Origin of the sequence: Photorhabdus caribbeanensis (assembly GCF_018448885.1) — a bacterium.
Classification (GTDB): Bacteria; Pseudomonadota; Gammaproteobacteria; order Enterobacterales; family Enterobacteriaceae; genus Photorhabdus; species Photorhabdus caribbeanensis.
The window spans coordinates 109,514-125,806 of the sequence record NZ_RCWB01000005.1; the positions used below are offsets into that span (position 1 = coordinate 109,514).

13 protein-coding genes and 1 pseudogene are annotated in these 16,293 nt (G+C 44.5%); all 14 read right to left on the reverse strand.

Features of this window, described 5'->3' with window-relative positions:
- Nucleotides 1-55: 55 nt before the first annotated feature.
- On the reverse strand, nucleotides 56-2,956 hold the full coding sequence (locus tag EAE90_RS05480; protein ID WP_214052632.1) for a hypothetical protein: 2,901 nt from the start codon (nucleotides 2,954-2,956) through the stop codon (nucleotides 56-58).
- Entirely contained in the window at nucleotides 2,953-5,661 is a 2,709-nt protein-coding gene (locus tag EAE90_RS05485) for a hypothetical protein (RefSeq protein WP_214052633.1), read from the reverse strand. Before EAE90_RS05485 ends, EAE90_RS05480 begins: the two co-directional genes overlap by 4 nt.
- Nucleotides 5,662-5,757: 96 nt before the next feature.
- A complete protein-coding gene (locus tag EAE90_RS05490; protein WP_214052634.1) occupies nucleotides 5,758-6,174 on the reverse strand; it encodes a hypothetical protein in 417 nt (138 codons plus the stop codon).
- The gene (locus tag EAE90_RS05495; protein ID WP_214052635.1) at nucleotides 6,171-6,662 is read right to left on the reverse strand and encodes a GPW/gp25 family protein; all 492 of its coding nucleotides are present in this window, start codon (nucleotides 6,660-6,662) and stop codon (nucleotides 6,171-6,173) included. The genes EAE90_RS05490 and EAE90_RS05495 overlap by 4 nt, the downstream gene beginning before the upstream one ends.
- A gap of 12 nt (nucleotides 6,663-6,674) precedes the next feature.
- Nucleotides 6,675-8,276: a phage baseplate assembly protein V gene (locus EAE90_RS05500; protein WP_214052636.1), complete on the reverse strand. Its 1,602-nt coding sequence runs from the start codon at nucleotides 8,274-8,276 to the stop codon at nucleotides 6,675-6,677.
- Nucleotides 8,273-8,956 carry a CIS tube protein gene (locus EAE90_RS05505; RefSeq protein ID WP_214052637.1) on the reverse strand — a complete coding sequence of 228 codons (684 nt, stop codon included), beginning with the start codon at nucleotides 8,954-8,956 and terminating at the stop codon, nucleotides 8,273-8,275. Before EAE90_RS05505 ends, EAE90_RS05500 begins: the two co-directional genes overlap by 4 nt.
- Complete coding sequence (locus tag EAE90_RS05510) at nucleotides 8,943-9,122, reverse strand: DUF5908 family protein (RefSeq protein WP_214052638.1); 180 nt, start codon at nucleotides 9,120-9,122, stop codon at nucleotides 8,943-8,945. Before EAE90_RS05510 ends, EAE90_RS05505 begins: the two co-directional genes overlap by 14 nt.
- On the reverse strand, nucleotides 9,119-9,577 hold the full coding sequence (locus EAE90_RS05515) for a phage tail protein (RefSeq protein WP_214052639.1): 459 nt from the start codon (nucleotides 9,575-9,577) through the stop codon (nucleotides 9,119-9,121). Before EAE90_RS05515 ends, EAE90_RS05510 begins: the two co-directional genes overlap by 4 nt.
- A 13-nt stretch (nucleotides 9,578-9,590) precedes the next feature.
- Nucleotides 9,591-10,796, reverse strand: a complete 1,206-nt coding sequence (locus EAE90_RS05520) for a phage tail sheath family protein (protein ID WP_214052640.1) — start codon at nucleotides 10,794-10,796, stop codon at nucleotides 9,591-9,593.
- A gap of 48 nt (nucleotides 10,797-10,844) precedes the next feature.
- On the reverse strand, nucleotides 10,845-12,296 hold the full coding sequence (locus EAE90_RS05525) for a phage tail sheath family protein (protein WP_214052641.1): 1,452 nt from the start codon (nucleotides 12,294-12,296) through the stop codon (nucleotides 10,845-10,847).
- A gap of 11 nt (nucleotides 12,297-12,307) precedes the next feature.
- Nucleotides 12,308-13,390, reverse strand: a complete 1,083-nt coding sequence (locus tag EAE90_RS05530) for a phage tail sheath family protein (protein WP_214052642.1) — start codon at nucleotides 13,388-13,390, stop codon at nucleotides 12,308-12,310.
- A 40-nt stretch (nucleotides 13,391-13,430) separates the two neighbouring features.
- Entirely contained in the window at nucleotides 13,431-13,880 is a 450-nt protein-coding gene (locus EAE90_RS05535) for a phage tail protein (RefSeq protein ID WP_214052643.1), read from the reverse strand.
- 1,017 nt (nucleotides 13,881-14,897) lie between these two features.
- A pseudogene (locus tag EAE90_RS05540) lies at nucleotides 14,898-15,176 on the reverse strand (ISNCY family transposase); the annotation flags it as partial.
- A gap of 50 nt (nucleotides 15,177-15,226) precedes the next feature.
- Complete coding sequence (locus tag EAE90_RS05545) at nucleotides 15,227-16,180, reverse strand: Rpn family recombination-promoting nuclease/putative transposase (RefSeq protein WP_214052644.1); 954 nt, start codon at nucleotides 16,178-16,180, stop codon at nucleotides 15,227-15,229.
- Between the last annotated feature and the right edge of the window lie 113 nt (nucleotides 16,181-16,293).

Sequence of the window (16,293 nt, forward strand, 5' to 3'; positions counted from 1 at the left end):
ATAAATTAATTTCTATTTTTTCTATTATCCTTATTAATAATTGCATTGAGTTTAGCTATGCCTGCGGCTTAGGCACATATAATAATTGATTACTTTTTATGACTTCTTCGTTCCATTTATCTCCAGACTCACCAATGACCTCGGTACGTTGCTGTTTAGTAGCAATTCGCATATTACCAATACCGGTTGCATCAGAAGGTAAGCGTCCCAAGGTTAAGGTCTCTAAAATATGGTATGCCTCGTCTCCTAAAGGCGCATCATTGTTTTGCCAGCGTTTATAGGTGCTGGCAAAATCTTTAAAATGTTCCGGTGATAACCAGTGAATAATCATTGAAATATGTGCGGGGAATTCAGCTAATATTTCTGTTTTCACCCAAGATTCCAACTTATAAGGATCAACTTTGTCATTCTCAATTAACTGACGATTCACTACTACGCTAACCACAAATGAAAAGCGATCGGCCAAAGCATATTTTTCGCTGGAGAAATACCAGCGATAACGCCATGCTTCGGCCTCTTTTGGAAAGTTTTTATTCGGTGAGTCTTGGTTGCGTTTAATTAATATCTTGCCTTGAATACGATCAAATTTAACCACCCGCGCTTTGAGTTCATATTCGGGTGGTTCCGTGAGAACTGTACGAGCTGATATTTTTGGGGCTGGCCCAGATGGGGTAATCACATATTTCAGGGTGATTTCGTCATTTTCTTCAATCATAGCAGGGAAGGGGCTTTGAGCACTGGAAGTAATCCAACGTTGATCTTCGGTAGCATTTTGATATGTGGTATCGGCATAAACCAATTGATAATCCATATCTTCCAGCCACACTGGGCTATTTTGCCAGCGCAGATTACCATCCTTAAATGCCTGTTGCACCTTGTACAGATTGTACTCCAGATCCGTGCTGTTACGTGTACTAAGGGAAAAGGTATCTCCTGTCACTTCGGTGATCATTTGGCTCCGTAATATAAACTCTCTATCACCTTCAATAATAATTAGGTTAATTACCTGACCTTGTAATAACCGACCTGCTGTACCTTGCTGTGTGATGATGAGTTGATGATTTTTAGAGCCTGAATTCTCTTCAATTATTTCCAGATTATTTGGTTTTTGTTTATCGTCGAATTTCGTGTCGGGTTTTATCGGCAAAAGTTGACGATGTTCAATTAAATAAAAAGGCAAGCCATCCAGATTAGGTGTTTTACTGAAACATTCCCCGCCTAAACCCAATCGGGCAGCAATCCGTTTTTGCAGTGCCGACACTTTATCAATCCGAATATTATTACGTTGATAGGTCAGTTCCGGTTGTTGAGCCAGATAGCCGCGTTGAGTATTGAGAAAATCGAGTGTATTTAGTGTTAAAGGTCTGGCTGCGCGATGAGTACCAAAATAGCCTAATAGGTAATCCAGAATTGTCAGCTCCTTGGCATAGTTTTTATCTTTATTATTGCCTTTATCATAATGGATTTGAGAATCATTATTGAGCTTTTCTATTAAATCAGTTTCTATGTTTTGATGGGCTTGTTGACTGACAGTATCGGCTTTAAAAGGCCATTGAGTACCGTATACTGTTTCTCCTCGTTGTTTAAAGGATAATAGTTTTGGTAAAAGGGCAAGTTCGGCACAGCCGTTAGCCAACATTTGTTCAAATGGTAGCATAAATTGGTGTAATTGCATTTGCTGTGGCGTAGGTTTGCTGGTCTGCAATCCATAGCAAGCCGGTAATTTATTACTTACTGGATAGTAATCCAGAACTTTACGATATTTACCCCAATGCAGTAATTCCGGCTGTGTATTAATCAGTGGTTCTGCAATAAGCTTTTCCTCGATATCTTGTTTGGAAACGCCAATTTTAACGCCCCCTTTGGCGGTAATGGTAAGCGGGCTGTTTGCTGAGGTAATTAATGCCAGTGGATCGCTCCCCCATAATCTGGGGTAATATTTTTGAGCGATTTCCCAAGACCAATTATCGTTCGACAATGGCGTAATAGTTGTGTCGTGATGAGCTAATGCTAGCCGGGTGACACTCTGAATACCTTTAATCGCTAATAATCGATTAACCAGATGGCTGAGATTTAATACCATATCGCCGGTGTAATCTTTGGCTTGAGGTAAGGTCGGTATCCAACCGTGATGTAAATAAGGGCCGGAAAATATCTCTTCATGATTGTAACCCTGATCTTTCATGGCCTGAGTGGTATAACGTTTGGGTTTTGCCAGCACCATCTGTTCCGCGGTCATATAAACTTGGGCGAAGATATCAGGAAGATCAATGACGTTATCTTCAAGTTCAATATCAATCTGCAAGGGGAGATCAATGGGTTTCAACCAGATAATATTGCTGATGAATTCCCCCAGATTACGGTTATCTTTTAGGAAAGTTTTCAGCCTCTCCTCAGCCAGTGTTTTATTAGTTTCAGTTTCCCGACCAGGCAGTAAATAGAGCCAATAATTTCCTCTTAGTGCTAATTGGCTATCTGATCCGGAGTTTTTAAAGCTATATTCACGTTTTTCTTTGTTATACCAATATTCATAGCGTTCGTTTTCAGGTTCACGAATTAATTGGACATCATTAAAGAAAAAATAACCTTCGTTTGTTTCATTAGCCGTGTCGCAGCTATGTAAATCCAATAAAGCCCGGCGATAATCTTCCGCAGTGATTGGGCCACAGGTCAGCGTTTGTTGTGGGCCAAATTCTCGGGGAAAAATGCCGTCGACGGGTGTTTGGTCCGCTGGTTTTGGCGTTAGAAGATCTCTCAGTGGTAATGTGTGGCGATAGGCCAGATCGGAGACGCCATAACAACAGGCTTCCAATAAGGTGATGCCGGGATCATTTTCACTGGTATTGCTCCAATATTGGCCGGATTGTTGCTCAATCACTGTTTTGGCCTGAGTAAGTAAGGCATCGAAGGTAATATCGTCTTTGACAATGGGAAACAAGGCATCCTGATGATTCATTGGTTAACTCCTTGGTTTGAGGGACGCTGCTCTGGCCAGACTAAAATCAGCACTTCATTATCGGCGGCTTCGATACTTTTACCCACGGCGCCTGTGACTCGGTTAGCGATGGTTAGGCTTAAATCGGTGACGCGTTCCACCAAAGGCGATTGCTGGATGGCGGCTAATAACTGGTAGTAGTCAATGTGATTACCGGTTGTCACGCCGACAGCGGTATTTTCGCCCCACGGCATATATTTGCGGCTTAACTCCTGTTGTAGCTGATGATATCCGTAGTCGGGGTTAACGCTTGCGATAAAGGTCACTTGGTAGTTCACATTAACGTCAACGTAAGTGGGATTGCTGATCTCAAGAGTTGCCCAAGGGCTGCTGAGTTGTTTGATCCATTCGACCATCTCCGCCAGCCGAGCGGGATTTAACGTTGGACGCAGCGCATCATCGTTATCTTTGTAACGGCTGTCAGGGATCACAATCAGTTGCTGTTTTTCCGGTGCTGGGATTTTGGTTAATTCACCGGCAGACGGGTATTTGACATCAAACAGGCTGACAAATTGCTCTTTTAATAAGGTGACAATGTTGCCCCAACTCAGCGCCCGGTTACGGTGAGATAACCGAGCCGGGAGCCGCGTCAGGAAGGCTTGCTCGGTTTCTTGCGGCTGACCATTCCAAGAGGCCCAAGGTTGGGCGACGTTGCTGACGGCAGCAATGGCGTTTACCGGTTGTTTAATGCTGTCGGCGGCTAATCCGTTGATAAAGTGCTCCTGCTCAACGGTTTCTGCGTTGATCAAGGTCGCTGTAGTAGCGTTATACAGTAGACCTTTAATGCGAGGGTAATCTTGGGGATCGGTTTGATGAGTTATCTCAGCTTTCAGCCAGTAGCGCCCCGTTGGCATCAGAGCCGCCTGATCTGCCGCATCCTGTGGCAATAAGGTGCGCCAGATACCCCGGTCAAACAGGTTGCGGGTTTGGTCATCAACTAATTTATCTAATTTGCTCCAGGTGTTGTTTTTATTGAGATAAGACCAAGACAATGCGAGCGATTTAATGCCTGCTAATTGCCAATAGAGAGATAGAGTTTGTCCCGGTGATACGCCCGTAAAGCCTAAATAGAAGGCTTCATGAGTTAATGCAGGCGTTTCTGTTGTTGCCTCGCCCCGGCCAAAAGGTGTCAGGGGATAGACGACGAACTGCTCAGGTTTAGCTTTGGCGCTGAATTGAACCTGTAATGCACTGATTTGCGGCGTATAAGGGACATTTTTACCCGTGGGATTTTGCCAGTATTGGGTGTGCATAAAATCTTGTCCGGCCAGTTCTATGCGCACGGATGCGGGCCATTCGTTGGGTGATGGAGTGTCTGCAACAGGGTAATTCATCGACGGCAAGGTAAATGTCAGGCTTCGTCCTTGTGGCGCCTCTTTTCCATCGAATAATGCTTGTGCTTCATTAAGCTTTTCTCTCTTTTGAGATGTGATTAAGTAACCCTGTACTTTAAAGGCACTATTGTCGGGTTTAGTTTCATATCCTCCATACCATTTTGAAAAGTTTTGTTGAGGCAATCCCACCCATTGAGGAGTCATCGTCAATGTTGCGTTTTCAGAGCCATACCATTCCGGGGCAATCAGATTAAAACCGGAACCTAACGACGGTGATTGACCCAATGGGAAGCTGGTGGCATCCGTCTGTTCGATGCCTCCGTCAGAGGCATAGTGCACACTGCGATTACCGTTAATGCTGACTTCAATATTGGTAATCTTGGGTAGAGTCGGGCCTTGAGTGGTGGCTAGTTTTAACACCGGTACATCAAACGCCATATTATCCAAGCCATCAGGGGAACTGATGGCGTCATTATTAGCTGATAAACAAAGTGTAAGATAATGGGTATTGTTGCCCTGTTCTTTTTTTGCGGAGAGAGAAAGCCAGTGATCGCCCGAACTCATTTGAGCGGTAATGTGCTCAGCATTACCTGTCCATTCGCTGGCTAATGTGGCTTTAATCGTGCGCTCTCCTGCTGACATGGCAAATAAAGGAGAAGTGATCAGATAACCGGACAGAACTGGAACATCATTGGCCGTTGGGCTAAAAAGTCGAATACCGTTTTCTGGCAATGCCATGTTATCTGCAAGATTTAATGCTATTGCCGATAACCAACCATCATGCTTTTTCCGGTACCAACGTAAGTCAGTTAATTCCCCTTGGTTCGCCAGTAAATCCGTATCTGATGCATAGTGTAATGGATTGCCGGCGTTGTCTTGCCCGGCATCAAATAGCGTGCCTTGGGCTATCATCGATTGTGTATTGTCGGGATTGAGCGTAATTCCTATCGCAACTTTATCTGCTTGCGCTTTTTTGGGTTTCAATCCCAATAATTCCCGGTAATAAAGATTGCGATGCCGGGCCGGAAAGGTATTAAATAATCGATTAGTTGTTTCTAATAATTTTAAAAAAGCTAAAATAAAAGCTTGATGGGCGGGTAATAGGCCATCGGCTTTATTAACGTTTTGGTAAATATCCGCTAATTGTTGAGGATTATTTTCCTGAATAAAGTAGAAACTATCCCAGAACTGTTTTTTCTCTTGATCAAAAGGAATTTCTTTAGCGTAAGCTTTAAGCCAATTTAAAATATCTAGCGTACTTCTTTCATCAAGTTTAAATGCAGTATCCGGCACAATAGCAGAGAGTTTATTTTCTAACTCGGCTTGTCCCATATTTTTACCACCTGTTATGCAATGATTTCTGATAGATTTTCAGGGATCGTGATTATTTGAAGATATTGTTATTTAAAATATAATTAAAAAGATTATTTATCCGGCAGTGACTATATATTGGCTGGCAATAAATCGGCCTTTACCCATACTGGGGGCTGTCACATCCGGGCCACTCGATGGATTATTGGCTGGCTGTGTCGGGGTAAAACGGGCGATAAATTGTTGCCCGACGATAATTACCGTGGCAGGGCTGCGGCAAAAATTTGCCTGTTGGCTGGCATCCAATTGAGCAATGGCGACTGTCCCCATGCCGGGTACCGGGTGGCTTGGAGTAATATATTGCGCTTGAAGTTGCACCTTTTTTTCATCACCGACCATAACGATCTTTTTGCCCTGAATTTGGAGGTGTCCGCTACCCCGGATGGTTGCCGGCCCCAGAATGGTGACTTGTCGGTTGCCAAATAACGGCTCAAATAGCAAAGTGTCGCCATCCACCACCAGTTGTTTGCTCATAGATTCACCTGTACCCGGCCTTCATTAACTTCAAGAGCGCCTTCAATCTGCTGGCTAATTTCGCTGCCTCGCAGGGTGTAAGTGACCTGAATATGCAGGGTATTGGGTACGTCCGTTCTCTGGTTCACTTGGATCTCGCTGATATCGGCGCGGGGTTCATAACGCAATACCCGTTCTTCAATCCGAGTCTGAATTTCTGCCATTATTTCGTCACGGATATTGGCAAACAGATAATCACTCAAGCCGCAACCATAATTTTCACGCATAATTCGCTCGCCGGGTTCGGTGAGAAAAAGAATTTTCATATTTTGGCGAACGTTTTCTGCCCCCTCCGCCATTGTGACGCCGGTCGCTATTTCAGAATGCACGCTATCTTTAATAGAAAAATCTTTAATAGAAAATTGCGGCGGAAAGGCCCAACCCCGACCATAAATATCGGCTAATACTTTTTCGGTTAATGCTTTATTGGCTAATGCTTTGTCTGTCATCTCATGACCTTATTATTGGGTTAGATTAATCTTCGCGCCTTTAATATCAACCCCAGATTTCCCGGAGGCGGACAGCGATTTTTGCGCCTCTATTTTAATTTCTTGAGCATGGGTAATGAGATTCTTAGCGGAATTAAGCGTGATATCTTTATCCTGTTGCAGGGATAAGGTATGTTTTCCGCTATTTAATGCGACTGTTTTATCTTTATGATTAAAGACTAATCCTTGCTGATTTTCTCCCTGTTTAATCACTAAGGTTTTCACCGGATTTTTTTCACTCGGTTCTAACGGCGCTTTGTTTTTAGGATTATGCATCGAGCCTAATATCACCGGGAAGCGAGGATCACATTCAAAGAAACCGATAATCACCTCATCCCCTGGCTCCGGGTAAAAGCAGAAACCACTTTCATGGCTGGCGTAAGGTTTACCTAAACGGGCAAAAAGGGTGCCGTTGGTTAAACTTAAAGCCGGTATTTTGACCGGAATACGGCCCAATGATTGGCTATCTCGCTGGTATTTTTCCACGATCCCGACGTGCAGCTCTTTCGTCTGCGGTATAACTTGCTCTGTTTCCGGTAATAGCCCCAGCGTTAGCCGAGTACGCCAGCCTTGCCGTTGATTGATGGTGTGACTGACGCCGGTGATAATCGCCTGACCATCCATCCCTTGACCAAAGCCGTTTAATGCTAGCACATCGCCTGCTTGATAACGGTTATCGCCTTCGACTTCAAAATTACCGGAGACGTTATGACTTCGGCGGTTATTCAGCATGCCTTGAGCAAGCTGTTTGGCCTGTTCATTGTCCAACGGATAGCTGAAAACCCATTGCCATTGTTGGTTGGTCAATGATGTCAGATTGTCTGTGGCGAGTTGATTGCGACCAAGGCCGCTGCTTTTTGCCTGATGGGCTGGAGATAGCTTCTGTTGGGCGATATCCCAGGATTGTACACTCACTGTTTTGGGGCTGCGTTGGTTATCCCATTGTAGATTAGCCTCAAATAACACCACATCCTGATGGTTGGCTTGCTGGTGGATGGTATGCACGGTTGACCGATTAAGGGATTCTGGAGTGACCAGCGTCACGCTATCGTTGCCGGGCAATAACCAAGTATGAGTCGCCAGCAGCCGGTTTTTTAGGAAAGCCCAGTCATTGCAGCGAAATTGCACCATTTGTTCATGCACGGTTTTAAGCTGAGGGCCTGGCTTTATCGTGACAGGAATACCCGCTTGGCTAAACAACTTCTTGATAATCGCCTCATCACTCTGTTTGTTGAACAGTTGCGAGTGGAGGTTGTGAGTTAATTTTTGCAACGCATGTTTGGCGGTCAAAGTAATGATGCTGTCCTGACCTTTAAGCCCCAATGTTTGCCGCACGATGATCCCTTTAAACACCACGGTTTTTTCGATCTGCACGCTAAGTTGATGATTGGGGCGGCAACTTGCCAGTTCAGCTTGTGCCTTGGCATCAAAAATATGACTGGCATCACCGGCGATCCCTAGCGTGATGTTAGCCGAAGGGATGCCATTAATATGATGGTGAACGGTCAGAGTGATAACGGTAAATTGGCTGAGGGCTTTACCATCTATTTTGAGTGTTATCGCAGGTATCTTCATGCTTTCCCCTGTGCTTGCAACGTTTGTCCGGGGGTAAAGTCATCAAGATTATCCAGACCGTTTTGCCAGGCCAGCGAGAGATAATCAATCCCGCCAGCCAAGGATGCTCCGGCGCCTAAGGCGATCAACGGCAGGGAGAGCATATCCGTGACGTTAACCGCAGTAGCCGGGGGAGATTTTAACTGCTGCTCGGTGGCTTGAATCACAAAGCTTTCATCTGCTACCAGAGATAAAGTAGCGCTGGCCCGCAATGGCGTGGCGTCCCGATCAAACAGGGTGTAATGAATGCTGAGGCCACTGGCTCGACAGGCAAAATAACCTTTGTTTTCCCAACGCATTTTCCCCCATTTGATTTTAAGAAAGTGGGGGACGTGAGTACTGGCATCCACGGCACATAAGGCTTTTAGCGTTGCCAATTGGGTTTCTACCGGGGTGTTATTGCCGGGCATGGTGGCGTCAAATAACAGGACTAATGACAGACCCGCCGGTTGAGATAACACATAGCGGCTGCTTTGGTTGGCACTGTTAATGCTTTCATCCTGCTGATAACGGGTTTGATAATCGAGCTGGATGGCATCGGGGTTATACATCGCCTGTAAACTGCCTACCGAGGTTTTCCCCTCGCGGTCCTTGAAGGCGGTGAGGGTAAGTTTGGACAAGCTGCGTTCAATTAAGCTCATAATGACCTCCTGTTTCGCGCAATGCATCTAATACGGCTTGTTTCACTTTCTCGATTATGCGGGCGTCATCCTGCGCTTCCTGCGCCAGTGTTTGCGGCGCGACCGGGTGACTCGCCGAATCGGTGACTTTGGCCTGAATAATCAGCTCCTTAATTTCAACCGTCATGCTTTCACTCCTAACCAGCGCATATCCTGATAACGTAATTCCAGAGCGTTCACCAGCACCGTATTGCTATTGGCATCAAGGTCGCCGGTAGACCAGCGAACCGGCAGGGCGTTACTTAATGTCCAGCTTGCTACCGGAACTGAATGTTCATTCAGTAGCATGATAACCACATCGGCATACACCGCTTTCTCGCCACGCAGGACGCGATCAAACACCCAAGTCAGCGGCGTGACGGTCATAACACCGCGTTCCAAAACCAAATTACCGTGCTGGATCTTCTCCGCTAGCCAAACGTTTCTGGCATTTTCTCCGCCCTGACTGTGTTGAGTGGTTTGCAGTTCCCGGCTTAAGCCCGATATCCGTTGAAAGGCAATGTCGAGTGGACTGGGGATATTGTTAAACAGAAAACTGGCAATAAAACGGTGTGACACCGATGGGGTGTATAAATTGTTCATATTTTGCCCCTGTTTAATGGCTGATCCCGGTACGGGTATCAAATGTCAGATTCAATTCGATAAATTCCGCCGGAATGAGCAGCGCCAGTTTGATCTTCATGATCATTTTCCCCGCTCGTAGATCCGCCTCACTCATCGATTCATCAACTCCCAGCAACACCTCGAAAGCTTGATCTTCCTGCGTACCCCGCAGTCCGCCATTTAGCCATAACTGACGTAACCAGTTGTAAGCCTGACCTTTAAACTTCATCCAGGTGATGGCGTTATTCGGTTCAAAGACAAAGGCCCGGCCCAGTTGAGTCATATGGGCTTCGATATAGGAAACCAGACGGCGAGTCTGGATATAGCGCCAGGGAGAACCGAGAGTGTTGTCCAGCGTGCGGCATCCCCAGATCCTTGTACCTTTACCGGGGAAGCTGCGAACCAGATTCAACGAAGAGCCGTTCTGATTAAACAGGTCATCGGCGTCAATGTAAGAGCTTATTGGGCTTATTACTTTGGCTAACATAACGTTCGAGGGAGCATGCCAGACGACCATTTGGTTATCGTTACGCTGGATGACGGCGGCCACCGCCGCAGTAGGTGAAAGGACAACAGGCTGATCTTGTTCCTGATAGGCGCTTTTTAGTCGCGGCCAGTATACCGCGCCCCATTGCCGATCATTGTCAGAGAGCTGCGTTAAGCATTCAGCGGCCAATTTGGGATCATCGGGAGCATCCAGCAAGCCCATGATGCCGCGTCGGCACTGGCAGAGGCTAAGTACGGATTGCCAAAATTGTAGCCAGAACTGAGTCTTGTCGTATTGATCGATTTCTGAATCGAGAGTATCCATCTGATTCAGATAGGCAATATCGGGGATCACAATCAGCGTGATAGCACTCTGTGCCGAAATCGCTTGTTTAACCCAATCTTGTTGTAAGGTAGAGCTCAATAATTGAAAATTGCTGCGTGGTTCATCAGATCCTAATGACAGTAGATAGGCTTGCTGACCGCCGTTGTCAAAAAAGTGGCGCACGGAGTAGTACATTAATCCTGTTTTTTTAAACGACCGGGTAAAATCGGCCAAGCTATTGAGCTTGATGGCGGTTTTATCACTGATATGGCTATTTTCAATCGGTTGGGTATAGCCGATAAAAACCGGTACACCGATAAACGCCTCATCTTGTTGCTGGGATATCAGGTTCTCCGTGATGGTGACGCCGGGCTGTGTGATTTCCATTCTCATTTCCTTGCCAGAATAGGCGCGGCGAACCGCGCCTCAGTACAGTTACTGTGTTACATTTTGCGAAAATTGCAGGATGATAAATTCAGCTGGACGGACCGCCGCCATGCCAACCTTAACCACCATTTTGCCTTGTTTAATGTCGTCATCGGACATGGTGACACCTTGACCAATTTGCACAAAATAGGCTTCCTGTGGGCTATTACCGGCTAGCGCCCCTTGTTGCCAGAGTTGATGGAGATAGTTGTCAATGGCTGAGCGGACCCGTTCCCAGGTGGGCTGACTGTTGGGTTCAAAAACGGCAAATCGCATTGCCTGTTTGATATCCCGTTCTGCCGCATTAAATAAACGCCGAACCGGAATGTAGCGCCAGTTATCATCATCTTGCAGAGTACGTGCGCCCCAGACGACAAATCCTTTGTTACTGAAATAACGGATAGCATTGATGCCTTTTTGATTCATGGCGCTTTGTTCATTGTTGCTGAGTCGATCCGCTACATCACTAATTCCGCTGAGAACAACATTCGCCGGTGCTTTCCAAACGCCCCGACGAGCATCGGTAGCGCAGTACACGCCTGCCATGATTGCACTGGCGGGAATGAGATTTTTGTTATCTGCAATTCTTTGTTTTATTGCTTTGATAACTCGTGCATAGAGTTCTGAGTTTTGCCTTTTGAGTTCTGCCAGATGGGTAACTTTTTTATCCTGATAACCTGAAACCTCGATGCTACTCTCCTCTATCTGAATAAGTTGTGAGACTTTCACAGCCGGATAATAAGTCGCGGTTTGTGATTGCAGGCTAACGCTAAGTGCGTTTTTTTTATCCTGATTATCAGCGATAAGGAAATAGCCTTCATTTAATAATGAAGATGTCAGACTGTTATATATTTTGCTCTGGTAATTAGAATCTTGTTCAGGGCAGACGATCAAGGTAATTTCTAAAGCCTGCTTAATTAACTCAGGGATTAATGCCAGCGTATTAGAATCTTCTGGATTAGAAATTGGCAGGATATAACAAGGTCCGCCACCATTTTGGAAATAAAGTTTTAAGGCATCACTGCTTGTTGTGTAGGTGCCGACAGTTATATTGTAAGAATCACTGTTATTGTTATCGTCTGTATAAAGCGTCATCTTTTGGGCGGCAAAAGTTTCTATATTGCTTTTGGCTTTTGTATTATTTTCGGTTTCTGCATCGTCCTTATCTTTTATATGATTTTCTGTTTTTTCATTATCTTCGTTTTTCTCAGGAACGGAAGGGGCAGATGGTGGAGTAGATTCCGTTAATTTGATTGTTACCGACCTAATACAACCCACATGAAACTGATTAGTAAAATCCAACCAGCTACTCACGCGCGTCATTTGTGGCGTTGCGCTGATTTTTTTCGGTGAGAAACGGCCAATAAAAACCGGGATTGCCGTGTTCCCTTGGCTAACGGAGAGAGCCAGTGATGCATCTTCTTCAATATAGACGCCGGGATAAGTTGGTGTAGTTGGCATGTTGCCTCCGATTATTGAGCGATGTTCTGCGTAAACTGCAAGATAATAAATTCGGCTGGACGAACTGCCGCCAGACCGACTTTGACAATCATTTTGCCTTGCTTGATATCGTCATCGGTCATGGTGAGACCTTTACCGATCTGGACGAAGTAAGCCTGTTCGGCTTTATTGCCCATCAAGCCGCCTTGTTGCCACAGGGTGTGGAGATAGTTATCGATAGCGCGGTGGACGGCTTTCCACGTAGGTTGGCTGTTGGGTTCAAATACCATAGCACTCATGGCATTTTTAATATTTTGCTCTGCGCTGTTAAACAGGCGGCGAACCGGGATATAGCGCCAGTTATCGCTGTCTTCAAGTGTTCGGGCACCCCAAACCAGCGTACCGCTCTTAGGAAAGGTACGGATCATATTCAGTGCCTTGCCTTGGTTATATTGTGTTTGCAGATCATCGGTTACTGGGTATTTAGGTTGTAAGCCGCCCTGAATAGGAACATTCGCGGGCGCTTTCCAGACCCCTCGGCTGTTATCGACACTGGCATAAATACCGGCCATCACTGCACTAGGCGGAATATCAATGGCGGTTTTATTTTCTCCCCATTCGGCGGTCAGCCAAGGGTAATAAACTGCGCCATAAGGCGTAGGAGAATAAGATTTGAGCAGTTCATCTGGTTTTTGAGCCGAAGTGATTTGATCTTTTGGGCCATCAAAAATAGCAAATAATCCTTTACCGGGCTGACAAAGTGTTCCTGTCACCTCGTTGATCTCTTCTCCGGCAGCAACCAATAATGTCACATCGTCAAGTTTTGGCACTTGTGTTTCTAACTCTTGAGTTTTGATGAGATAGCAATATCCACCGCCGTTAATAAAATAGGCACGTAGCGAAACGTCAAGGATATTCTTGGGATTAAATGGTTCACCTTTTAGTGCTAAATAGTTCATCCAACTATTAACACGAATATAGAGTTTATCTGATCTTAATAAATTGTTGTTTGCAACAGCAAAGACCGGCACTGCCGTTGCACTGGATCGAATAGAGAGTGCTGGTGAAGCATCCTCTTCAATATAAACGCCGGGATAGGTTGGTACCGTTGGCATGTAGCCTCCAATTATTATGTAATATTCTGAGTAAACAGCGTTAAGCCGCCTGAATGGTGACTCGATCCGCTGTCAGGCTAATTTCCTGAACAGCAACTTCATTGCTGGTGGCATCAAAAGAAGGGGCGGTTAATGAAGTTGGAAAGGCATTTGCCACGTTCCAGGTCATTAAAATTTCAGTGCCAGCTTCGTTAGTCAGGCTGATTGAAATATCTTTTTTCTCGACCCGATTAAGTTGAATAGAATTAAGCCAATCAAAAAGTTTAGTATCACCGGAGAAGACACCTTTACGCAGCGTAATATTGATCGCCTGACGTTGACCGGGCATTTTGTAATAATTGCCGGTGCCGTCTTTATATTCGATAACGTCATGAGAAATATCTAGCCCGGAAACACTGTTAAAGGGGACTTTCTCATCACCAATTGAGACAACAAAGCGGTAAGTAGGGATCGGATATTCAACAGCGATTTGTTCTGGAGTTGTAGGCATAATTTTTCCTTGATTAGTTATTTACGTTTAAAAGATAAACAGAGCGTTGTTGCCTTGTTTTGATTAACACTGAGGTTTTGATTAACACTGAGCTATGGGTATAGCTACCGCAGCAACCTGCCTTGTGGCGGTTATTATCTATGCTGAAAAAATTTATTTCGCGATTATTTAGTTCGCATTTAATAAAGCGGCATGATTATAAGTAATGAATCTTTTGAGGGAATATTAATTAATAGTGTGTGATAATCATTAATTGGTATGGAATTGTTTACTCGTTTTAGGTATTTGCGAGGTTTTATTTGGTTTTAGGGGTAGGGAAATTATGAATGGAGGATTATTTTCTATTTCATCGATTAATTTGTGATCAAAAAAATCGATAGGTAAGTATGATTATACAAATCGCTATAGGAGAAAATAATCTTGGTGATATAAGAGGAAAAGCATCTCTTCCGGTTAGTAAAAAAAAGATAGTTTTATTGTGGTGCTAATAAAATAGATTTTTTACGGTGGTAATAAATAGATAAAATGAAATTATGTTTGAAGTTAGATTATTTCTTTAGGGCGACAGATAATACATCTATTATAGTTTGAAGTTTTAAATAAATATTAATTATGTTCAGGGATTGGTACTTTTTTGATTACTTATTGATTATGAGATTTAGTATTAATTCGATTTAATCGATTTTCTATGAAGTTCAGTAAATAGTTAAATAAGATTCCAAAATAGCGCTACATCTTATGTCATCCATAATTCTATGTATAACAATGGGTTGAATAAGGTCATGTGTGGCAGAATTATGAAACGTTATTTAAAATTGATATTTTTTCATTAAGACAATAATTGGTTTATTATAAGATTATAATTTTTGGTTTTTTTATAAACTGTGATTTTGTTTCCGCAAACAACTCACCTAATCGCGTTCCCCGTGCTCTTAAGGTGTCATTTCGCTCCCTATAAATAAGAACAAAAATGCCGATTGTGAATATCGGCATTTTGCTGTGGAAGAGAAGATAAATTTAATGCTTTAACGCTTCAATTTTATCCCGGCTCAGTCCGGTACTGGTGATAATAATATCCAGGTTGACGCCATGCCGTAATAAGGCGCGAGCCGTTTCCACTTTACCTTTCTCTCGGCCTAGTTCAATGCCTTCCTCTCGGCCTCGCTCAAGCCCTTTTTGTTCAAGCTGTTCTGCAATAGTCATCAACATCGTTTCATGCTCCGGAGATTGTTCAATCAGTTGATGGACAAATTGTGAGAGATCCAGCGTATGTCCATTCAGTAAAAATAAGAACAAAAATGCCGATTGTGAATATCGGCATTTTACTGTGAAAGAAGAAGATAAATTTAATGCTTTAACGCTTCAATTTTATCCCGGCTCAGTCCGGTACTGGTGATAATAATATCTAGGTTGACGCCATGCCGTAATAAGGCGCGAGCCGTTTCCACTTTACCTTTCTCTCGGCCTAGTTCAATGCCTTCCTCCCGGCCTAGTTCAATACCTTCCTCTCGGCCTCGCTCAATACCTCGCTCAAGCCCTTTTTGTTCAAGCTGTTCTGCAATAGTCATCAACATCGTTTCATGCTCCGGAGATTGTTCAATCAGTTGATGGACAAATTGTGAGAGATCCAGCGTATGTCCATTCAGTAAAATATAGTATAACACCACATTGCGCTGTTCGGCTGTATTATACCCTGCATTCAAGAGTTCCACCAATTGGGGGACCCATTCCAGCATGTCCCGGCAGCGGATGTGTTTTTGCACCAGCTCCATCAGGGCAACCCCTTTATGCGTCAGGATCTCTTCATCGCTGAGCGCACTGACGTCCACCAACGGAAACGCCTGACGGTATAAGCGGGCAGCCTGTTCGGGGAGCGTAAAACAATCCAGCCACCGGTTTGTGTAAGGATACGGCCGAACCTCCCCATGATAAAACAGCAGCGGCGCCACCAAAGGGAGTTCAGTATGGCCTTTTTTCAGGTGGGCCGCCATTGCTAACATGGCATAATACATCAGCCGCCAGGCCATCAGCGGGTCAGGAGTGGACTGATGTTCAATCAGACAATAGATATAGCCCTGTCCCCTAGCTGTTTCAACCGAGTAGAGCACATCACTGTGCAGTTGACGTAAATGCCGATCCACAAAACTGCCGGGTTCCAGTTTCAATGTGGCTAAATCACACAACAACTGGATCTCTTCGGGCAGATAAAGGGATAAAAATTCCCTGGCCGTTTCGGGCTGCGTTAAAAAATGCTTGAATAACGCGTCATGGTGAGGCCGTTGTTTTTCTTTCTTTGCCACAATCTGTTTCTCTGTCTTATCAGGTAGTCATTACCACTCATTGCCAAGGTATAGTGTTTCTACCAAGTTACAAAAAACATTGTCTCAGATTTCCTCAGGCAAATCTTTACCGA